The organism is Bradyrhizobium sp. NBAIM08, assembly GCF_020193935.1.
Taxonomy (GTDB): domain Bacteria; phylum Pseudomonadota; class Alphaproteobacteria; order Rhizobiales; family Xanthobacteraceae; genus Bradyrhizobium; species Bradyrhizobium yuanmingense.
Window position 1 is genome coordinate 353,289 of sequence record NZ_JADYVR010000007.1, and the last position, 20,176, is coordinate 373,464.

Below are 20,176 nucleotides of genomic sequence, written 5' to 3' on the forward strand. Positions count from 1 at the left end.
GATGGAACCGGCTTGGGTGCAGCGCGTTAGAACAGCGTAGCAATTGCCTGAAGGGGGCCTCGCGATGCTGGTCGGCGTACTCGTCACCTTTCTCGTCGTCATTCTTGTGCTTTATCTCATCAACATGCTGCCAATGGACGGCCGCGCCAAGCAGATCGCGCGCGTCATCGTCATCATCATCGGCATTGTCTCATTGCTGAAATATCTCGCGGTGTTCTAGCGGGGGTAGGCGCGTAGCCCGGATGGAGCGAAGCAAATCCGGAGTCTTGCCACAGCGAAACCGATCCCGGATTGCGCTACGCTGCATCCGGGCTACGAATGCAAATGTTTTCAAATCAAAAGCCCCGGCTTTCGCCGGGGCTTCGTTCGTGCTGCTTCAGTGCAGCGACTTCAGCCAGTCGTCGACATCCTGACGGACCTGGTCCTTGGCCTTGCCGTAACGCTCCTGCAACCGGCCCTCAAGCTGCTCGCGGCGGCCCTCGATCAGCTGGAGGTCGTCGTCAGTGAGCTTGCCCCATTTCTCCTTGGCCGATCCCTTGAACTGCTTCCAGTTTCCTTCGATCCGATTCCAGTCCATGACCATCTCCCGTTGGTTGATGGCCCGACAACGCGAGGCGCACGCAGCCTGTTCCGTGACACAGCGCGACGTTTCGCCCAACGAAAAAGCCCCGGTTTCCGCCGGGGCTTTCGATGTTCCGTGACTCTGCTCAGCCGAGCGCCTCTTTATCCAAGAGCCTCTTTTATCGAAGAGCCTCTTTATGCAAGAGCCTTTTTATGCAAGAGCCTTGGCCTCGCGGCGGCGCGCGGTGAGGATGTATTCGGTGTAGCCGTTCGGCTGCTCGCGCCCCTTGAAGATGAGGTCGCAGGCGGCCTTGAAGGCGACGCCGTCGAAGGCGGGCGCCATCGGCTTGTAGATGGGATCATCCGCGTTCTGCTTGTCGACGACGACGGCCATGCGCTTAAGCGATTCCATCACCTGCGCCTCGGTGATGACGCCCTGATGCAGCCAGTTGGCAAGGTGCTGGCTGGAAATGCGCAAGGTGGCGCGGTCTTCCATCAGGCCGACGTCGTGGATGTCGGGCACCTTCGAGCAGCCGACGCCCTGGTCGATCCAGCGCACGACATAGCCCAGGATGCCCTGGCAATTGTTGTCGATCTCCTGCCTGACGTCATCGGGCGCCCAGTTCGACTTCGACACCGGAATGGTGAGGATGTCGGACAGCTTTGCGCGCGGTCCGCCCTTGGCGAGTTCCTCCTGGCGCGCGATGACGTTGACCTGGTGGTAGTGCAGCGCGTGCAGCGTCGCCGCGGTCGGCGAGGGCACCCAGGCGGTGGTGGCGCCGGCCTGCGGATGGCCGAGCTTCTGTCCCAGCATGTCCGCCATCTTGTCGGGCGCGGCCCACATACCTTTGCCGATCTGGGCGTGGCCGGGCAGGCCATCGATCAGGCCCATGTCGACGTTCCAGTCCTCATAGGCCTTGATCCAGGCCTGCGCCTTCATCTCGTTCTTGCGGATCATCGGGCCCGCTTCCATCGAGGTGTGGATCTCGTCGCCGGTGCGGTCGAGGAAGCCGGTGTTGATGAACATGATGCGCTTGGAGGCGCGCTGGATGCAGGCCTTGAGGTTGACGGTGGTGCGTCGCTCCTCGTCCATGATGCCGACCTTGAGCGTGTTCTCGGGCAGGCCGAGCATCTTCTCGACGCGGTCGAAAATCTCGCAGGTCAGCGAGACCTCGTCCGGGCCGTGCATCTTCGGCTTGACGATGTAGGCAGAACCGGTGCGGCTGTTCTTGACCTTGGAATTGCCCTTGAGGTCGTGGATCGCGAGCAGGCCCGAGACGGCGGCGTCCAGCAGGCCCTCCGGAACCTCTTCGCCCTTCTCGTCGAGCACCGCGTCCGTGAACATGTGGTGACCGCAATTGCGCATCAACAGCAGGCTGCGGCCGTGCAGCTTGAGCTCGCCCTTGCCGTCCGGCGTCTTGTAGAGGCGGTCGGAATTGAGCGAACGCGTCAGCGTCTTGCCGCCCTTCTCGAAATCGGCCGACAACGTGCCGTTCATCAGGCCGAGCGTGTTGCGGTAGACCAGCACCTTGTCCTCGGCATCGACAGCGGCGACCGAGTCCTCCATGTCGAGGATGGTGGAGACCGCGGCCTCCATGATCATGTCGGCGACGCCGGCCGGATCGTCCTTGCCGATCGCGCTGCTGCGGTCGATCTTGACCTCGATATGCAGGCCGTTGTTGACGAGCAGCACGGCGCTCGGCGCAGCCGCATCGCCCTGGAAGCCCGCGAACTGCGCGGCGTTCTTCAGCGCGGTGGCGTTGCCGCTCTTCAGCTTCACCGCGAGCTGGCTCGCGACGATGCTATAGCCGGTCACGTCGGTGTGGCTGCCGGTCGCGAGCGGCACGGCGTTATCGAGGAACGCCTTGGCCTTGGCGATCACCTTGTCGCCGCGTGCCTTGTTGTAGCCCTTGCCGCTCTCGGACGGATCATGCGGAATCGCATCGGTACCGTAGAAGGCGTCATAGAGCGAGCCCCAGCGTGCGTTCGCCGCGTTCAGCGCGTAGCGCGCATTGGTGAGCGGCACGACAAGCTGCGGGCCGCAGATCTTGCCGATCTCCTCGTCGACATTGGCGGTCTCGACCTTCTGCGTCGCCGGCTCCGGGACGAGATAGCCGATCTCCTTTAGGAAGGCGGTGTAGGCATTGAGGTCGAACGCCTTGCCTTTATTGGCGCGGTGCCAGTCGTCGATCTTGGCCTGCAGATTGTCGCGGAATGCGAGCAGCTCGCGGTTCTTCGGTCCCAGCTCCTTGATGATGCCGGCCAGCCCGGCCCAGAACGCATCCGGCGCGATCCCGGTTTTCGGGGCCGCTTCCTTGGCGATGAAGTCAAACAGGACGGGTGCGATCTTCAATCCGTGGGCGTCGACGCGTTTCATGATGGGCTTTCTTGTTGGAAATGGCTGTTTTTGGCTGCTTTTGACCCGACAGCAGCAAAATGCGCCCACGCGGGGCGGCTTTCGGGGGCCTATTAGCCCCAAAAAAGAGGCCGTGAGAAGACCCCCGGGAGCTTGTCAAAATGTCAAGGCGAGGATCTGGATTGGTACGCCGTTACAGACTTGAGCCCAGCTCCGCACCACGCGCACAACTGCGCTCCCTCCCCCGCTTGCGGGGGAGGGTTGGGGAGAGGGTGTCTCCGCGTCGGGATTGTTGAGATTAACTGAGGATGTCCCTATGCAGCGAGAGCCCTCACCCGCCGCGCTCTGCGAGCGCGTCGGCCTCTCCCGCAAGCGGGAGAGGCGGAGCAAGCCCGCAGACAGTCCTCGTGCAATTCATATGCGATCGCCCACCCCCGCAAGGGCTCGCAAGGGGGAGGGACGCACCGCCCGTGTGGGCGGCAGCGAGCGCATCAACGAATGCGCGTGCCTCAAATATTCGCAGCGAGGTCCACGAGCTCGTCGAACAGCACGCCTGATGCCTTCAGCATCTGCTCGATCTCGTCGGCCGCTTCCGCAACCGTCCGCTTCGACGTATCGATCACGAGCTCGGCGGCCTCAGGCTTCTCGTAGTCGTTGCCAATGCCGGTGAACGAGGCGAGTGCGCCGGCGCGGGCTTTCTTGTAATGGCCCTTGGGATCGCGCTCCTCGCACACCTCGGCGGGCGTCGCGACATGGATTTCGCGAAACGCGGTGTCGGCGATGCGACGCGCGGCGGCGCGATCTTCGCGCGCGGGCGAGACCGCCGCGACGATGGCGATGTGGCCGTTGCGGGCGAGATGCGTCGCGACCTCGGCGAGGCGGCGGATGTTCTCGCTGCGATCAGTGGCGGAGAAGCCGAGATCGCTGTTGAGCCCGGCGCGCAGCGTGTCGCCATCGAGCAGGATCGGCGAGCCGCCATTGGTGAAGAGACGCCGCTCCAGCGCCCGCGCCAGCGTCGACTTGCCGGAGGCCGGCAGGCCGGTAAGCCAGACCACGGCGCCATTGTGGCGGTAGCGGGCCGAGCGCTCGTCGCTACGCAGCGCCGATTCCACCGGCACGATGTCGACAGGCACGGCACGCTGGCCGGCATCGACCGACAGCACCAGGCCACCGCCGGCGATGCGCCCGGACACCTCGATCACGAGGCGGCCGGTGCGCGGATTTTCGGTGTAGGGATCGGTCGCGATCGGATTGGACAGGGAGATGTCGATCTCGCCGACATGGTTGCGACCGATCGCCTTGTTCTCGCTGCTCGAGAGCTCGCCGGGATCGACCGCCTTCTCGATGGCGACCACGGTGGCGCGGCTTTCCTTGGGGCCGCAGCGCACCAAAAGCTGGTCGCCCTTGGCAAGCGGCTTGTCGTGCAGCCAGAAGATGCGCGCGCGCAGCCGCCGCGTCTCGCGCGGGGCGCTGCCCGCATGCGCGATGATGTCGCCGCGCTCGATGAACAATTCGCGGTCGAGCGTGATGCCGACCGAGCGGCCGGCGCCCTGACGGCCCGCTACCGGCGTCGCCGGCCAGCTCTCGACCGTCTTGATCTTGGCGATCTTACCGGCCGGCATGATCACGATCTCGTCGCCGGCAATCAGGCTGCCGGATTCGATGCGGCCGGCGACGATGCGGCGGTCGTCGAACTTGTAGATCGCCTGCACCGGCAGCCGCAGCGCCAGCGCTTCCAGCGGACGCGCCGGCTCGAGGTGATCAAGCGCCTCGACCACGGTCGGTCCCTTGTACCAAGAGATGCGGTCGGTGCGCATCGCGACGCCGTCGCCGTCACGCGCGGAAATCGGGATCACGGCCGTGGGCGTCACGCCGAGGCCGTTCAGATGCGCGGAGATCTCGTCGCTGATGTCCTTGAAGCGTGCGGCGGAGAAATCGACGCGGTCCATCTTGTTGACGACGACGGCGACCTGCTTCACCCCGAGCAGATGCAGGAGATAGCCGTGCCGCCTGGTCTGGTCGCGCACGCCCTCCAGCGCGTCGATGATCAGCACCGCACCGTCGGCCTGCGAGGCGCCGGTGATCATGTTGCGGAGGAATTCGGCGTGGCCGGGCGCATCGATCAGCACGATGTCGCGCGAATTGGTGCGGAAGCGGATCTGGGTGGTGTCGATGGTGATGCCCTGGTCGCGCTCTGTCTGCAGCGCGTCGAGCAGGAACGACCATTCGAACGGCATGCCGCGCCGCGCGCTGACGGCCTTGAGCATTTCGAGCTTGCCCTCGGGCAGGCTGCCGGTTTCATGCAGGAGGCGGCCGACCAGGGTCGACTTGCCGTGGTCAACATGGCCGACGATGACGATGCGGACCTGGGGACGCGTGGTGCCGTTCGGCGTGCCGGGCGAGGCTGACGTGACGATCATGTTCATGGCCGCGTCCTTGATCAGAGATAGCCGGCGACGCGAAGGCGCTCGAAGGCGTCCTCGGTCTCGTGGTCGAGCGCGCGCCCCGAGCGCTCCGGCACCTTGGTCTGTTCGAGCTCGATCAGGATCTCGTCGATGTTCGAGGCATTCGAGGCAACCGGATTGGTGATGTCCTGGTCTCCTAGCGAGCGATAACGCTTGCCGTTCTTGGCGAGGTACAGCGGAATAATCGGGATGTTCTCGCGCTTGGTGTAGGCCCAGATGTCGGCCTCGGTCCAATGCAGGATCGGATGGATGCGCAGATGCGCGCCTTGCGGCGGCGAGGCGTTGAAATGATCCCAGAATTCCGGCGGCTGGTCGCGCACGTCCCAATTGCCCTCCAAGCCGCGCGGCGAGAACACCCGCTCCTTGGCGCGCGTTGCTTCCTCGTCGCGGCGGATGCCGGCGATCAGGCCGTCGAAGCCATACTTTGCGAGCGCCATCTTGAGGCCCTCGGTCTTGCGCGCGGCGGAACGGGCGGCCGGCGGCAGCGTTGGGTCGACGGCATCGATCGGCGGGCAGGGCTCGACGCGCAGATCGAGATCCCATTCCTTGCCGTAATGATCGCGGAAGCGATACATCTCCGGAAACTTCTTGCCGGTATCGACGTGAAGGGCCGGGAACGGCATCTTGCCGAAGAAGGCTTTCCGCGCCAGCCAGATCATGACGTTGGAGTCCTTGCCGAGTGACCACAACAGGGCAATCTTCTTCAGCCGGGCAAAGGCCTCACGGAAGATGTAGATGCTCTGCGCTTCGAGCTGGTCGAGATGGTCCATGCTCGAGGCAAGTTCGGCAGCAAATTCTTGCGCGCGCACGCGCTCAGCCAGCGCCGGATTGCTCAGTCGATCAGCAGCGGAATCGTCCTTGAGAAGATGCATCTCTGCCACTTTGCGTTTGGAGGCGAAAATTCTATAGTTGCGGTGCGGAAGAGAAGAAAAAATTTTCTCTTTGCGCGCTCGAAACGAGACATATATAGAAAATAATTCCAGTCAACCCCGTTTGTGGGGAAGCGAGTATCACATGCGGTTCTTGCCGGTGTTTCTCGATCTCAAGGCCGGCCCGGTGGTCCTCATCGGGACGGGCGAGCTTTTGCGCGCCAAGCTGCGCGTGCTCGCCGCTGCCGGCGCGCGCCTGCGCGTGCATGCGATCGATGGCAATCACGACCTTGGCCTCGGCTCCGAAGACTTGGCGCGCATCGAGATCGCGGCAGGCGATCCGCTCACGGTGGATATTTCCGGCGTCATCGCCGTCGTCTGCGCGGGCGCAGGCGATGTCGGTGTGGCCATGTCGGCTCGCGCCAAGGCGGCTGGCCTGCCCGTCAACGTCATGGACGACCTCGAGCATTCCAGCTTCATCTTCCCCGCCATCGTCGATCGCGGCGATGTCGTGGTCGCGGTCGGCACCGGCGGCACCTCTCCGGTGGTGGCGCGGCGCGTACGCGAGAAGATCGAGGCGCTGCTGCCGGCGCGCATTGGCGAACTCGCCGAGTTCATCGGCACCTTCCGCAAGTCGATCAACGAGCGCATCGCCGAGTTTCCGCTGCGCCGCCGCTTCTGGGAGCGCGTCATCGACGGTCCGATCGGCGCCGCCGTGCTCGCCGGCCGCAACAGCGAAGCCGATGCATCGCTCAAGGCGATCTCCGATCCCACCGCGTTCGCGCGCGCCGACAAGCCGGAAGGCTCCGTCGCGCTGGTCGGCGCCGGACCCGGCGATCCCGATCTGCTCACCATCAAGGCGCTGCGCGCTTTGCAGGACGCCGACATCGTCTTCCATGACGAGCTGGTCTCGCCCGAGATTCTCGACCGCATTCGCCGCGACACCACGCGCGTTGCGGTCGGCCGCCGCGTCGGCAAGCCCGGCATCGGCCAGGACGCCATCAACAAGCGCATGATCGAGGCCGCGCAATCGGGCCAGCGCGTCGTGCGGTTGAAGGGCGGCGATCCCTTCGTGTTCGGCCGCGGCGGCGAAGAAGTGGAAGCGCTGCGCGCCGCCGGCATCGCCTATTCGATCATTCCCGGCATCACCGCAGGGCTCGGCGCCGCCGCCGATTTCGAGGTGCCGCTCACTTATCGTCACGAAGCGACCCGCATCACCTTCCTCACCGCACACAAGGCCCGCGATGCAGAGAACGTGGATTGGTCGACACTGACCGACACCAAGATGACCGTCGTGGTCTACATGGGCATGACCGCAGCGCCCGCCGTGCGCGCAGGCTTGTTCGCGGCCGGCCGCTCGCCGGAGACGCCGGTCGGCGTGTTCGCCCGCGTCACGCGGCCCGATGCGCAAGGCGCAATTGGCACGCTGCGCGATCTGCCGGAACTGGTGCGGCGGATCCATGGCGGTCCCGCCATCCTCATCATCGGCGACGTGGTCCGGCATGCCGGCTCGCTTCGCCGCCAGACACCCAAACAAATCATCTCTGACCTATTGGATGCAGCCGAATGACCTCTCCGCTCGAACAAAAGAAGATCCGTATCGCCGGCCCCTCGGTCGTGACCGCCAACCGCACCTGGGACGGCATCGTGGTCTACCGCACCGCCGCCAAGAGCTGGTCCGCCGAGCTGTCGGAAGCCGCGATCGTGCGCAACTCCGACGAGGCCAAGGCGTTGCTTGCGGAAGCCGTGGCCGATGACGTCGGCGCCATCGGCCCCTATATCGCGCCGGTGCAGATCGGCGACGATGGCAAGGTCCAGCCCGGCAATCTGCGCGAGCAGATTCGCCGCACCGGCGTTACCATCGGACAGCCGGCCCAGGTTTAAGGCACCCACTTATGTATGCTTACGACGAAATCGACCGCACGCTCGTCAACGAGCGCGTCTCGGAGTTCCGCGACCAGGTGAAGCGGCGCCTTTCCGGCGAGCTCACCGAGGACGAGTTCAAGATCCTGCGTTTGCAGAACGGCGTCTATCTGCAGCTGCACGCTTATATGTTCCGCGTCGCGATTCCCTATGGCACTCTGGCGACGAACCAGATGCGGGCGCTCGCCCATGTCGCGCGCAAATACGATCGCGGCTACGGCCACTTCACCACGCGGCAGAATATCCAGTTCAACTGGATCAAGCTCGCCGAGCTGCCGGATGCGCTCGAAGACCTCGCCAAGGTCGGCATCCACGCGATGCAGACCTCCGGCAACAACATGCGCAACGTCACCTCGGACCAGTGGGCCGGCGTCGCGCCGGGCGAGATCGAGGATCCGCGCATCTGGTCGGAGCTGATCCGCCAGCACACCACGTTGCATCCGGAATTCTCGTTCCTGCCGCGCAAGTTCAAGATCGCGATCACCGCCTCGGACCACGACCGCGCCGCGATCAAGATCCACGACATCGGCCTGCGCTTGATCAAGAACGAGAAGGGCGAGACCGGCTTCGAGGTTCTGGTCGGCGGCGGTCTCGGCCGGACGCCGTTCATCGCCAAGACCATCAAGCACTTCGTGCACGGCCGCGACATCCTCAGCTACATCGAGGCGATCTTACGCGTCTACAATCAGTACGGCCGCCGCGACAACATCTACAAGGCGCGCATCAAGATCCTGGTGCACGAGCTCGGCATCGAGAAATTCTCGCGCGAGGTCGAGGACGAGTGGCAGCATATCCGCAACTCCTCGCTCCAGATCGACGAGGAGGTGATCGAGGACATCCGCTCGCGCTTCACCTATCCGGCTTACGAGAAGCTGCCGCATATGCCGGACGAGCTGCGCCAGGCCGCGGCCGACCCCGATTTCGAGGCATGGCGCAAGAACTCGGTGGCCCCGCACAAGGTGCAGGGTTACTCCATCGTCACGATCTCGCTGAAGCCGACCGGCGGGCCTCCGGGCGATGCCACCGCCGAGCAGATGGACGCGCTGGCAGATCTTGCCGACAAATATTCCTTCGGCGAGATCCGCGTCGGCCACGAGCAGAATCTAGCGCTGCCGCACGTCGCCAAGCGCGACCTGCCGGCACTGTGGAAGGCGCTCGACAAGCTCGGGCTGGCGATGCCCAACGTCAACCTGATCACCGACATCATCGCTTGCCCCGGGCTCGACTATTGCTCGCTGGCGAATGCCCGCTCGATTCCGATCGCGCAGGAGCTGACGCGGCGCTTCGCCAATCACGAGCTCGCTAACCTGATCGGCCGTCTGCACATCAACATCTCCGGCTGCATCAATGCCTGCGGCCATCACCATGTCGGCCATATCGGCATTCTCGGCGTCGAGAAGAACGGCGAGGAGGTCTACCAGATCACCATCGGCGGCCGTGCCGACGAGAACGCCGCGCTCGGCACCCTGATCGGTCCCGGCGTCAAGTTCGACGAGGTCGCCGACGTGGTCGAGGACATCGTGGAAGCCTATCTGGCGCTGCGCGAGCGGCCCGAAGAGCTGTTCATGGACACGGTGAAGCGCCTCGGCGTCGAACCCTTCAAGGAGCGCGTCTATGCCACTCGTTAATGGCGGAAAGATCACGGACGACCGCTTCGTCAAGCTCGCCGTCGACACGCCGCTGCCCGAGGGCGGCGACATCCTGGTGCCCGCCGAGCGCTTCCTCGGCGAGGCCGAGGGCTTGCTCAAGCGCGCCGGAAAGGTCGGGGTGATCTGGCCCAACAATCGCGACATCGCCGAGCTCGTGCCGTATCTCGGCCAGATCGCCGCCGTCGCGCTGGTGTTCCCGACCTTCCGTGACGGGCGCGCCTACAGCCAGGCGCGGCTGCTGCGCGAACGTTACAACTACCGCGGCGAATTGCGCGCGACCGGTCAGGTGCTGCGCGACCAGTTCGTGTTCATGCTGCGCGCCGGCTTCGATGCCTTCGAGGTCAAGAAGCAGGCCGATGCGGAGGCCTTCATGCAGACCGCGAAGCGCTATTCGGTGTTCTACCAGCCGACCGGCGATGGCCGCATCACCGCGCTGCACCGGCGCATGCAATTGCGCCACTCCGAAGGGGTCGGCACGTGAACGCGATCGCGCCTCAGGTTTCGCCCGTGTCTGCGCTACCTTCGGCGGACGAGCTCGATCGCGCCTTGCGCGATGCCTCGCCTGCGGAGGTCATTGCCGCGGCGCTGAAGACGGTCGGGCGCGAGAAGCTTGCGCTGGTGTCCTCGTTCGGTACTGAATCGGCGACGCTGTTGAAGGTCATGTCGGATGTCGATCCCGCAATCCCCGTGATCTTTCTCGACACCGGCTGGTTGTTCGAGGAGACGCTGGCCTATCGCGATACGCTCATTGCGACGATGGGCCTGAAGGACGTTCGCTCGATCAAGCCGGCCGAGGAGACGCTGTCGCGCGAAGACCCCGACCGCGACCTCTGGTTCTCCGATCCCGATGCCTGCTGCCGCATCCGCAAGGTCGAGCCGCTGGCGCGTGCGCTGAAGCCGTTCGGCGCCTGGCTCAACGGCCGCAAGCGCTTTCAGGGCAATGCGCGCGCCGACATTCCGGTCGTCGAGGACGACGGCGCGCGGCTGAAGTTCAATCCCTTCGCCAACGTCTCGCGCGAGGAGATCGAGGCGATCTTCACCCGCGCTAAATTGCCGCGGCACCCTCTGGTTGTGTCAGGATTCCTGTCGGTTGGGTGTATGCCTTGCACCAGCAGAACGACTGAGGGCGAGGATGCACGCGCCGGCCGGTGGCGCGGCCGGGCCAAGACAGAATGCGGCATCCATACGATGAAGACTTCGTAGCACAGTCACGCTGCGAGCTAGCGAACAAGAAAATCGGGTTCCGTTGACACAAGAGCGTTTCGCCACGAGTTATGCCTGCCGTCGATGACGCCGATGTCGTCGAGGTGAATGGAGATGGACATGATGCGCCGTATCGTTCCGCTCGCCGCAGGATTGCTCGCGACGGGGTTCTGGGCAGGCTCGGCTCTGGCCGCCGACATCAATTTGCTGAACGTGTCGTACGATCCGACGCGCGAGCTCTATGTCGAGTTCAACAAGGCGTTCGCGAGCGCCTACCAGAAGGAAACCGGCAAGAGCGTCGAGATCAAGCAGTCGCACGGCGGCAGCGGCTCGCAGGCGCGCGCGGTGATCGACGGCTTGCAGGCCGATGTGGTGACGCTTGCGCTGGCCTATGACATCGACGCTATCGCGAGCAAGCGCCTCACCGCGACGGATTGGCAGAAGCGGCTGCCGCAGAATTCGTCGCCCTACACGTCGACCATCGTGTTCTTGGTGCGCAAGGGCAATCCCAAGGGCATCAAGGACTGGGATGATCTGATCAAGCCGGGCGTTGCCATCATCACCCCGAACCCGAAAACGTCGGGCGGCGCGCGCTGGAATTATCTTGCCGCCTGGGGCTTTGCGCAAAAGAAATACGGTTCGGCCGACAAGGCCAAGGACTTCGTTGGGAAGCTCTTCCAGCAGGTGCCGGTGCTCGATACCGGCGCCCGGGGCGCCACTGTGACCTTTGTCGAGCGCGGCGTCGGTGACGTGCTGCTCGCCTGGGAGAACGAGGCGTTCCTGGCCCTCAAGGAATTCGGTGCGAACAAGTTCGAGATCGTTGCACCGCCGCAGTCGATCCTCGCCGAGCCGCCGGTCGCGATCGTGGACAAGGTTGCCGACAAAAAGGGCACCCGCAATGCGGCTGACGCCTACCTTCAATACTGGTACACCAAGGAAGGGCAGGAAATCGCCGCGCGCAATTTCTACCGTCCGCGTGATGCCGAGACCGCCAAAAAGTACGAAAATGCCTTCGCCAAGGTCGAGCTGTTCACGATCGACGACGTCTTCGGCGGCTGGACCAAGGCACAGAAGGAACATTTTGCAGACGGCGGCGTTTTCGATCAGATTTACAAGAACTGATCGGGCGCTGTCGTAGGGGGCTTTAGCAGGGGGCCTGGTGAGCGCACTCGCAGCACGACGCCGGACATTGCCGGGCTTCGGTCTCACCATGGGACTGACGCTTTCCTGGCTGTCCGTGATCATCCTGATTCCACTCGCCGGCCTGTTCCTGAGATCGCTTGAGCTCAGCCCCGAGCAGTTCTGGAACATCCTCTCCAGCCGCCGCACCCTGAACGCGCTCCGCGTCTCGTTCGGCCTCGCCTTTGCGGCGGCTTGCGTCAATCTGGTGATGGGCAGCATCATCGTCTGGGCGCTGGTGCGCTACCGCTTCCCCGGCCGCCGCATCTTCGATGCCATCGTCGACGTGCCGTTTGCGCTGCCGACGGCGGTGGCCGGCGTCGCGCTGACGGCGCTGTTCGCCGAGAAGGGCTGGCTGGGGGCGCCGCTCGCCGCGCTCGGCCTCAAGGTGGCGTTCACGCCGGTCGGCATCTTCGTCGCCATGATCTTCATCGGCATTCCCTTCGTTGTCCGCACCGTGCAGCCGGTGCTGCAGGATCTCGACCCTGAAATCGAGGAAGCCGCGGGCAGCCTGGGGGCCAGCCGCTTGCAGACCATCGTTCGCGTGATCCTGCCTTCGCTCGCGCCGGCGCTGCTCACGGGCCTCGCGCTCGCCTTCGCCCGCGCGGTCGGTGAATACGGCTCGGTGATCTTCATCGCCGGCAATCTGCCCAACGTCTCCGAGATCGCGCCGCTCTTGATCGTGATACGCCTGTCCGAATTCCGTTACGCCGATGCGACCGCGATTGCGGTGGTCATGCTGGTCGTCTCCTTCGTCATCATCTTCGCGGTCAATCGGCTCCAGCGCTGGGCGCAGAGCCGGATTCCGGCGCGCTGAGGGCGGACCATGACGATGCAGATCGCAGATTCCGTGTCGCTCTCGGCCTCCGACTCGCAGGCACGCGCGCACGCGGCGGCGGCGCGGAACAATTTGCGCACCGAGCCGCGCGCCGTCCGCATCGTCATCATCACGCTGGCGTTGCTGTTTCTCACCGTCTTCGTCGTGCTGCCGCTGGTCGTCGTGTTCGCGCAGGCATTTTCGCGCGGCATCCTCGCCTATTTCGCCGCGCTCGCCGAGCCGGAGGCGATGGCGGCGATCAAGCTGACGTTGATCGTCGCGGCGATCTCGGTCGGGCTCAATCTGGTGTTCGGCCTCGTCGCCGCCTGGGCGATTGCAAAATTCGAGTTTCCGGGCAAGACCTTCCTGATCACGCTGATCGACCTGCCATTCTCGGTCAGCCCGGTGATCTCGGGCCTCGTCTTCGTGCTATTGTTCGGCGCGCAAGGCTATCTCGGCAGCTGGCTGCGCGAGCACGACATCCAGATCCTGTTCGCGGTCCCCGGCATTGCGCTCGCCACCACCTTCGTGACCTTCCCCTTCGTGGCGCGCGCGCTGATCCCCCTGATGCAGGAGCAGGGCACGCAGGAGGAGGAGGCTGCGATCTCGCTCGGCGCCTCCGGCCTGCAGACCTTCTTCCGCGTCACCCTGCCCAACATCAAATGGGGCGTGCTCTACGGCGTCCTGCTCTGCAACGCGCGCGCGATGGGCGAGTTCGGTGCGGTCTCCGTCGTCTCCGGCCACATCCGCGGCGAGACCAACACCATGCCGCTCTTGGTCGAGATCCTCTACAACGAATACCAGTTCGTCGCCGCTTTCGCGATCGCCTCGCTGCTCGCAATGCTGGCGCTGATCACGCTGATCGCAAAAACCATTCTCGAACGTCATCTCGACGAAGGACAAGACGCCAGTGACCATTGAAGTCAAGAATCTCGTCAAGAAATTCGGCAGTTTTGCTGCCCTCGATGGCGTCGATCTCAAGGTCAACGACGGTGAGCTGCTGGCGCTGCTCGGTCCGTCCGGCTCCGGCAAGACCACCTTGCTGCGGATCATCGCCGGCCTCGACTGGCCGGACTCGGGCGAAGTCTCCTTCAACGGTGAGGACGCGCTGGCGCAAGGAGCCCGCGAGCGCCACGTCGGCTTCGTGTTCCAGCATTATGCGCTGTTCCGCCACATGACGGTGTTCGAGAACGTTGCCTTTGGCCTCCGCGTGCAGCCGCGCGCGGTCCGAAAGGATGAGGCTGCGATCCGCTCGCGCGTCAAGGAGCTGCTCGATCTGGTGCAGCTCGACTGGCTCGCCGACCGCTATCCAAGCCAGCTCTCCGGCGGCCAGCGTCAGCGCATCGCGCTCGCCCGTGCGCTTGCGATCGAGCCGCGCATCCTCCTGCTCGATGAACCCTTCGGCGCGCTCGACGCCAAGGTGCGCAAGGAGCTGCGCAAATGGCTGCGCTCGCTGCATCACGAGATCCACGTCACCTCGATCTTCGTCACGCACGATCAGGAGGAGGCGCTGGAAGTCGCCAACCGCGTCGTGGTGATGGACAAGGGACGGATCGAGCAGATCGGCTCGCCCGACGACGTCTACGACAATCCGGCGACTGCGTTCGTGCACGGCTTCATCGGCGAATCCATCGTGCTGCCGATCCAGATCGGCGATGGTGCGATCCGGCTCGGCGACCGGCAGCTCGATCTGGCGGCCGATGGGCTTGCGCCTGGCGCGTCGAAGCTGTTCGTGCGGCGACATGACATGCTGGTCGGCCCGCCCGGCAGCGGCGCCTTCGAGGGCGCGGTCCAGCACGTCCGCAATTTCGGTCCGGTGCAGCGGGCGGAAGTAGCCCTGTCCGGCGGCGAGACCATCGAGATCGACGCCCCCCGCGACAAGGAACTGCGCGCCGGCGACACGATCGGCCTCAATCCGCGTCGCTACCGGATTTTTGCGGGCTGAGCCCACCGTCATTCCGCCGCGGAATGACGGCTCAAATTCTCTTCAAATTCACCTTTCAGCCATTGTTGGTATGCAACAACAGCCCCTCATTTGGGGGCCCCGATTCATGCGCGCTGCGGCCGCAATTCTCATCATGTTGCTGCTCGCCGGTTGTGCCGGCAACGAAGCACCGGTCCAGCAGCCGTCGATGTATGCCGACATGGCGGTGCCGGGCTCCAAGCTCGACGTCCAGGCAGCTGCGATCATGATCTCGCAATACCGCCAGAACAACGGGCTCGGTACGGTCGTGGTCGACCCGGATTTGACGCGGCTCGCCGAATCCCAATCGGGCGCGATGGCGGCGGCCAACAAGATGGACCACGACGTCCGCGCGCCGCTCGCCAAGCGTCTGGCCTCTGGCGGTTATCCTGCCACCGTGGCGGTCGAGAACATCTCGGCCGGCTATCATACGCTGGCGGAAGCGTTTTCCGGCTGGCGCGACTCGCCTCCGCACCGCGCGAACATGCTCAAGAGCGGTGTCACAAAATTGGGCATCGCGGCGAGCTATGCTCCAGGCACCAAATACAAGGTGTTCTGGACCATGATCCTGGCCTCCACCGAGCCTCGATAAGCCAGACTTGATCCCGGGGATGCATTGACGTCGCGGCGGAGTGTCGCCACGGTGGCCAGCCTTTTGCTATTGTTCCCGCATGACCGATCATAGTCCGGAAACCGCAACAATCCCCACGAATGCGCAACGCGTCCTGGTCCTCCAGGGCGGCGGCGCGCTCGGCTCGTACCAGGCTGGCGCCTTCCAGGCGCTGTGTGGCTACGGCTTCGATCCGGAATGGGTCGCCGGCATCTCGATCGGCGCGGTCAATGCCGCCATCATCGCCGGCAACGAGGGGCACACCCGCGTCGAGCGGCTCAAGGAATTCTGGGAAATGGTGTCGGCCCCGGTGCCGTGGAAGCCGGTCGGCAAGAGCGACCGCAGCCGCGAGCTGTTCAATTCCACCAGTGCCGCGCTGATTGCGACGTTCGGCGTGCCCGGCTTCTTCACGCCACGCATTCCGCCGGCGCCGCTGTGGCCGCCGGGGCATCGCGAGGCCGAAAGCTATTACGATACCTCGCCGCTGAAGAAGACGCTGGAGCGACTCGTCGATTTCGACCGCATCAACGATCTGAAGACACGCCTGTCGGTCGGCGCGGTCGGCGTCACCTCGGGCAATTTCAGATATTTCGACAATTACGCGTTCAAGAAGCTCGGCAAGAAGATCGGCCCCGAGCACATCATGGCCTCCGGCGCGCTGCCGCCGGGCTTTCCCTCCGTCGTCATCGACGGCGAGCATTATTGGGACGGCGGCATCGCCTCCAACACTCCGCTCGACTACGTGCTCGATGCCGAGGTCGAACGCGACATGCTGATCTTTCAGGTCGATTTGTTTTCCGCGCGGGGCGACCTGCCGAACTCGCTGCTGGAGGCGGCCGAGCGCGAGAAGGACATCCGCTATTCCAGCCGCACGCGGATGAACACCGACAAGAACAAGCAGCTGCACAACGCCCGCAGGGCCGTGCGCGATCTGATCGGCAAATTGCCGGACTATCTCAAGAACGATCCTTCCGTCGAATTCCTGGCGAAAGTGTCGCGCGAAAGCACCGTCACCGTGGTGCATCTGATCTATCGCAGCAAGAACTACGAATCCTCGTCCAAGGATTACGATTTCTCGCACATTGCCATGGTCGAGCATTGGGAGGCCGGCGTGCGTGACGTGCACCTGTCGATGCGCCACAAGGACTGGCTGGAGCGGCCGCAGTCCGGCGAGACCATGGTGACCTACGATCTCACGGGGGACGTCACCGCGCCCCCGGCAAAAAGGAGCGAATAGAATGGGTACTCTGTCAGGCAAGAACGCCGTCGTGACCGGATCGACCAGCGGCATCGGGCTCGCTTACGCACGCGCCTTCGCCGGCGCCGGTGCCAACGTCGTCATCAACGGTTTCGGCTCGCCGGAGGACATCGAGAAGGAGCGCGCCAAGATCGAATCCGATTTCGGCGTCAAGGCGGTCTACTCGCCCGCCGACATGACCAAGCCCGCCGAGATCGCCGGCATGATCGCGCTCGGCGAGAAGACGTTCGGCTCGGTCGACATCCTCGTCAACAATGCCGGCATCCAGTTCGTCTCGCCGATCGAGGAATTCCCGCCGGAGAAATGGGACCAGATCATCGCGATCAATCTGTCCTCGGCCTTCCACGCCATCCGCGCCGCGGTGCCCGGCATGAAGAAGAAGGGCTGGGGCCGCATCATCAACACGGCGTCGGCGCACTCGCTGGTGGCCTCGCCATTCAAGTCGGCCTACGTCTCGGCCAAGCACGGCATCGCCGGCCTCACCAAGACCGTGGCGCTGGAAGTCGCGACCCACAAGATCACCTGCAACTGCATCAGCCCCGGCTACGTCTGGACCCCGCTGGTCGAGAAGCAGATCCCCGACACGATGAAGGCGCGCAATCTGACGCGCGAGCAGGTCATCAACGACGTGCTGCTCGATGCGCAGCCGACCAAGGAGTTCGTCACCTCCGAGCAGGTCGCCGCGCTCGCCCTGTTCCTGTGCAGCGACGACGCCGCCCAGATCACCGGTACCAACCTCTCGATCGACGGCGGCTGGACCGCGGAGTAATTCGTGCCCACCTGACAACTCTCGGTCATGCCCCGCGAAGGCGGGGCATCCAGTACACCGCGGCCTCTCGGTTAATCACAGCCGCCTCGGAGTACTGGATCGCCCGGTCAAGCCGGGCGATGACAGCGAGAGTGGATCGGCGTTTTCGATCGTCGTCTATTTGCCGAACGCCAGCACGTGCAGCCCCAGCCGCTGCCGCACGATCCAGAACAGCAGCACCGTCTCGAAGGTGAGGGAGATCGAGGTTGCAGCCGCGGTGCCATGGCCGCCGTAGCGCGGCACCAGCGCGATGCAGAGCACGAGGTTCATCACGAAGGCTAGCGCATAGGCGAGCGCGCAGATCTTCTGCTGGCCGAGCATGTTGAGCAGGCGCTCCACCGGACCGATCGCGGCGCGCACGACGAGGCCGATCGCGGCCACGAACATGATGTCGTAGCCGATCACGAATTGCGGCCCGAACAGCCAGAGCAGCGGCTTGCCGAGCGCGAGCAGCACGATGGTCGCGGCCAGCGACGGCCAGAACGTCCAGGTGATGGCATGCGCGACGTAGGCCGACAGGCGCGCCTTGTCGCCGCTGGCATTGTATTCGGCGAAGCGGTGTGCCGTCGTAGCTGACATCGCGTAGTGGATGAACGAGACCAGCGCCAGCGTCTTCACCACGGCGAAATAGACGCCGACCTCGTCCGAGGGACGGAATTGCTGCAGCACCAGCACGTCGGTGTAGGACAGGAGCAGGTAGAAGCTCTCGACCAGCAGGATCGGCAGCGAGACGGCGAGCCAGCCCTTGACGTCATAGGCCTTCGGTCCCGGTGTGATGTGATCGGCGAGCTTGCGGTTCAGCACCACCATCTGCCCGGCCATCGCGATCCATACCGCGCAAAGGCTCGCCACCATCGCGGCGACGGCGCCGAGGTGATAGCCGAGCAGGAAGGCGAGCGCCGTGATGCCGATGATCAGCGCCTGGCGGATGATGAATTGCGGCATCAGGCCGAGCTGCATCCAGTCGTGCGAGCGCGCGATGCCGTCCTGGGTGTTGGCGACCACGAAAGCGGGCAGCGTCATGCAGCCGATATAGAGCGGCAGCACCTCGGCGGGATCGATCCAGGGCGACAGCAATTTGACGATGCCAGCAAGGCCGAGCGACGTCAGCGTAGACACGGCAAAGGTCAGCCAGCGGCTGCCGGACAGGAAGCCGCGCAGCAGCGCGTGCGCGCCGTTGGCGCGGTACTCCGGAATGATTTTCTGCGCGGAGGCCGAGATGCCGAAATCCATCATGCTGCCGAGCAGCAGCACCCAGGTCCAGACATAGACGTAGATGCCGTAATCGGACGTGCCCATCCAGCGCGCCAGCAGCACCTGCGAGACATAAGCGAGGCCGGCGCTGATGACGCGGATGATGAAGATGGTGCCGGCGAGCCGGCGCGTCAGCGACGCCTCGCTCGATCCGCCCGCGAGCCTGGCGCGCAGCCGCGCGATCAGCCCGGCCGGTCCGGTCGTTGCGGGTTCTGCATCCATCACGGCCAATTCGAACAATCCCCAGCGACCTGCAGCGGCAGGCGAGGGATTAGCAACCATTCGTTAAGATTCGGTTGGGCGGACGCTAGTTCAAATTCGTGTTGAACTCGTACGCCTTCTCCGGCCCGACCAGCGTGAACTTCAGCGCCGCGCCCTCGGGCTTGGCGCCCGGCGGCAGCCCGTCGAGCTCGAACGAGAAGCGCACGACCCCGGGCGGGCTGGGCTGCACCGGCGCCGGAATCGGCAGCGCCCAATCGGGCGTCGGGCCTTCCACGAACAGATTGACCTTGCGGCTGTCCGGCGCCACCACATCGACCACTACGTTCTTGGGCCCGTCCCGCTTGACGTCGCGAATGGTGAGCGGATTGGGGTCGCCGATATTGGCGGGCTTCGGCACGGTGTCGAGCGCGGCACGCAAGTTCGCGTCCTCGGTCGAGGCGACGCTGTTGAAGCCGAGCTCGGCGCTGGCCTCTACGGGAATGCAGAGCTTCTCGCACACCGCGTAGTTGATCTCGGCTCTCAAGGTCACCGGCTTGTCTGCAGCCTTGGCGACGATGCGCAGGGGCAGCACGACCTGGTCGCGATAGCCGATGGAATGGCCGCCCGCGCCGTCGTCGAACTTCAGCGGCGCCGGCCACATCACCGTCACCGCCTCGACATTGTCGGACTTGGAGAAGTCGAACCGGGGTGGAACGCCGGAATCGCCGGGCGACCGCCAGTAGGTCTTCCAGCCGGGCTGCAGCTGGAAGGCGATACCGCCGAGCAGCACCGCGCCGCTGCGCGAGCCCGCCAGGAGCCGCACCGCGGAATGTCCATCGCGCTGCCAAGGCGATGCGTCATCGGCACGGGCCGCGATAGCCAACGACGACGCGAGCAGGGTTGTCGCGACGCCAATCGCCGCACGCAGGGGAACAATGCTGGACATGGCACGTCTTTACAGGGTCACCTAGGGCCAAACCATTGAATTGCTTGTGATGGATGCACTCGAATCAACTCGCCGCAAGCCTTGATTTGACAGCCGCCCGGCCCGACATCAGGA

General features: G+C 64.5%; 19 protein-coding genes. 13 read left to right on the forward strand and 6 right to left on the reverse strand.

Annotated features, from left to right (window positions below; translation table 11 throughout):
* Positions 1-64 precede the first annotated feature (64 nt).
* On the forward strand, positions 65-220 hold the full coding sequence (locus I6F37_RS25145; RefSeq protein ID WP_008546817.1) for a Thivi_2564 family membrane protein: 156 nt from the start codon (positions 65-67) through the stop codon (positions 218-220).
* A gap of 156 nt (positions 221-376) precedes the next feature.
* Here the strand turns inward: I6F37_RS25145 and I6F37_RS25150 are convergent, their stop codons facing one another.
* From I6F37_RS25150 to cysD, 4 genes are all read right to left on the reverse strand, one after another.
* On the reverse strand, positions 377-577 hold the full coding sequence (locus I6F37_RS25150; RefSeq protein ID WP_008546815.1) for a CsbD family protein: 201 nt from the start codon (positions 575-577) through the stop codon (positions 377-379).
* A gap of 195 nt (positions 578-772) precedes the next feature.
* Positions 773-2,938, reverse strand: coding sequence for a malate synthase G (locus tag I6F37_RS25155; protein ID WP_225153001.1), 2,166 nt, complete (start codon positions 2,936-2,938; stop codon positions 773-775).
* A 488-nt stretch (positions 2,939-3,426) separates the two neighbouring features.
* Entirely contained in the window at positions 3,427-5,343 is a 1,917-nt protein-coding gene (gene cysC / locus I6F37_RS25160; RefSeq protein WP_225139305.1) for an adenylyl-sulfate kinase, read from the reverse strand.
* A gap of 14 nt (positions 5,344-5,357) precedes the next feature.
* Positions 5,358-6,152, reverse strand: a complete 795-nt coding sequence (cysD, locus tag I6F37_RS25165) for a sulfate adenylyltransferase subunit CysD (RefSeq protein ID WP_035998209.1) — start codon at positions 6,150-6,152, stop codon at positions 5,358-5,360.
* A 244-nt stretch (positions 6,153-6,396) separates the two neighbouring features.
* Between cysD and cysG the strand changes: the two genes are divergently transcribed.
* The 12 genes from cysG to I6F37_RS25225 all read left to right on the forward strand — a co-directional run bounded on the left by cysG (position 6,397) and on the right by I6F37_RS25225 (position 17,622).
* Positions 6,397-7,821 (forward strand): siroheme synthase CysG, encoded by a 1,425-nt coding sequence (gene cysG, locus I6F37_RS25170; protein ID WP_035998192.1) that lies wholly within the window; start codon positions 6,397-6,399, stop codon positions 7,819-7,821.
* On the forward strand, positions 7,818-8,135 hold the full coding sequence (locus I6F37_RS25175; protein ID WP_035998194.1) for a DUF2849 domain-containing protein: 318 nt from the start codon (positions 7,818-7,820) through the stop codon (positions 8,133-8,135). The genes cysG and I6F37_RS25175 overlap by 4 nt, the downstream gene beginning before the upstream one ends.
* 11 nt (positions 8,136-8,146) lie before the next feature.
* A complete protein-coding gene (locus I6F37_RS25180) occupies positions 8,147-9,802 on the forward strand; it encodes a nitrite/sulfite reductase (RefSeq protein ID WP_035998197.1) in 1,656 nt (551 codons plus the stop codon).
* Entirely contained in the window at positions 9,789-10,304 is a 516-nt protein-coding gene (locus tag I6F37_RS25185; protein ID WP_035998199.1) for a DUF934 domain-containing protein, read from the forward strand. The genes I6F37_RS25180 and I6F37_RS25185 overlap by 14 nt, the downstream gene beginning before the upstream one ends.
* On the forward strand, positions 10,301-11,026 hold the full coding sequence (locus tag I6F37_RS25190; protein WP_035998203.1) for a phosphoadenylyl-sulfate reductase: 726 nt from the start codon (positions 10,301-10,303) through the stop codon (positions 11,024-11,026). The genes I6F37_RS25185 and I6F37_RS25190 overlap by 4 nt, the downstream gene beginning before the upstream one ends.
* A gap of 120 nt (positions 11,027-11,146) precedes the next feature.
* Entirely contained in the window at positions 11,147-12,148 is a 1,002-nt protein-coding gene (locus I6F37_RS25195) for a sulfate ABC transporter substrate-binding protein (RefSeq protein WP_225126395.1), read from the forward strand.
* A gap of 37 nt (positions 12,149-12,185) precedes the next feature.
* Positions 12,186-13,022, forward strand: a complete 837-nt coding sequence (gene cysT / locus I6F37_RS25200) for a sulfate ABC transporter permease subunit CysT (protein WP_074447692.1) — start codon at positions 12,186-12,188, stop codon at positions 13,020-13,022.
* Between the two features lie 9 nt (positions 13,023-13,031).
* Positions 13,032-13,943, forward strand: a complete 912-nt coding sequence (gene cysW / locus I6F37_RS25205; RefSeq protein ID WP_035998223.1) for a sulfate ABC transporter permease subunit CysW — start codon at positions 13,032-13,034, stop codon at positions 13,941-13,943.
* On the forward strand, positions 13,933-14,967 hold the full coding sequence (locus tag I6F37_RS25210) for a sulfate/molybdate ABC transporter ATP-binding protein (RefSeq protein ID WP_035998225.1): 1,035 nt from the start codon (positions 13,933-13,935) through the stop codon (positions 14,965-14,967). The genes cysW and I6F37_RS25210 overlap by 11 nt, the downstream gene beginning before the upstream one ends.
* Before the next feature lie 106 nt (positions 14,968-15,073).
* Positions 15,074-15,577 (forward strand): CAP domain-containing protein, encoded by a 504-nt coding sequence (locus I6F37_RS25215; RefSeq protein WP_035998228.1) that lies wholly within the window; start codon positions 15,074-15,076, stop codon positions 15,575-15,577.
* Positions 15,578-15,656: 79 nt separating this feature from the next.
* Positions 15,657-16,832 (forward strand): patatin-like phospholipase family protein, encoded by a 1,176-nt coding sequence (locus tag I6F37_RS25220; protein ID WP_035998231.1) that lies wholly within the window; start codon positions 15,657-15,659, stop codon positions 16,830-16,832.
* 1 nt (position 16,833) lies between these two features.
* Positions 16,834-17,622 (forward strand): 3-hydroxybutyrate dehydrogenase, encoded by a 789-nt coding sequence (locus I6F37_RS25225; RefSeq protein ID WP_035998234.1) that lies wholly within the window; start codon positions 16,834-16,836, stop codon positions 17,620-17,622.
* A gap of 156 nt (positions 17,623-17,778) precedes the next feature.
* On the opposite strand, the gene I6F37_RS25230 is transcribed toward I6F37_RS25225, so the two are convergent.
* Entirely contained in the window at positions 17,779-19,137 is a 1,359-nt protein-coding gene (locus I6F37_RS25230; RefSeq protein ID WP_225153003.1) for a flippase, read from the reverse strand.
* Positions 19,138-19,222: 85 nt separating this feature from the next.
* Positions 19,223-20,062 carry a protein-disulfide reductase DsbD domain-containing protein gene (locus I6F37_RS25235; RefSeq protein ID WP_035998237.1) on the reverse strand — a complete coding sequence of 280 codons (840 nt, stop codon included), beginning with the start codon at positions 20,060-20,062 and terminating at the stop codon, positions 19,223-19,225.
* Positions 20,063-20,176: the final 114 nt, after the last annotated feature.

Coding starts and splice junctions, on each gene's coding strand:
- I6F37_RS25155 (WP_225153001.1), bottom strand. CDS start 2,938: ATGAAACGCGTCGACGCCCACGGATTGAAGATCGCACCCGTCCTGTTT.
- I6F37_RS25180 (WP_035998197.1), top strand. CDS start 8,147: ATGTATGCTTACGACGAAATCGACCGCACGCTCGTCAACGAGCGCGTC.
- I6F37_RS25195 (WP_225126395.1), top strand. CDS start 11,147: ATGATGCGCCGTATCGTTCCGCTCGCCGCAGGATTGCTCGCGACGGGG.
- cysW (WP_035998223.1), top strand. CDS start 13,032: ATGACGATGCAGATCGCAGATTCCGTGTCGCTCTCGGCCTCCGACTCG.
- cysC (WP_225139305.1), bottom strand. CDS start 5,343: ATGAACATGATCGTCACGTCAGCCTCGCCCGGCACGCCGAACGGCACC.
- I6F37_RS25185 (WP_035998199.1), top strand. CDS start 9,789: ATGCCACTCGTTAATGGCGGAAAGATCACGGACGACCGCTTCGTCAAG.
- I6F37_RS25225 (WP_035998234.1), top strand. CDS start 16,834: ATGGGTACTCTGTCAGGCAAGAACGCCGTCGTGACCGGATCGACCAGC.
- cysG (WP_035998192.1), top strand. CDS start 6,397: ATGCGGTTCTTGCCGGTGTTTCTCGATCTCAAGGCCGGCCCGGTGGTC.
- I6F37_RS25175 (WP_035998194.1), top strand. CDS start 7,818: ATGACCTCTCCGCTCGAACAAAAGAAGATCCGTATCGCCGGCCCCTCG.
- I6F37_RS25235 (WP_035998237.1), bottom strand. CDS start 20,062: ATGTCCAGCATTGTTCCCCTGCGTGCGGCGATTGGCGTCGCGACAACC.
- I6F37_RS25145 (WP_008546817.1), top strand. CDS start 65: ATGCTGGTCGGCGTACTCGTCACCTTTCTCGTCGTCATTCTTGTGCTT.
- I6F37_RS25150 (WP_008546815.1), bottom strand. CDS start 577: ATGGACTGGAATCGGATCGAAGGAAACTGGAAGCAGTTCAAGGGATCG.
- I6F37_RS25215 (WP_035998228.1), top strand. CDS start 15,074: ATGCGCGCTGCGGCCGCAATTCTCATCATGTTGCTGCTCGCCGGTTGT.
- cysD (WP_035998209.1), bottom strand. CDS start 6,152: ATGGACCATCTCGACCAGCTCGAAGCGCAGAGCATCTACATCTTCCGT.
- I6F37_RS25220 (WP_035998231.1), top strand. CDS start 15,657: ATGACCGATCATAGTCCGGAAACCGCAACAATCCCCACGAATGCGCAA.
- I6F37_RS25230 (WP_225153003.1), bottom strand. CDS start 19,137: ATGGATGCAGAACCCGCAACGACCGGACCGGCCGGGCTGATCGCGCGG.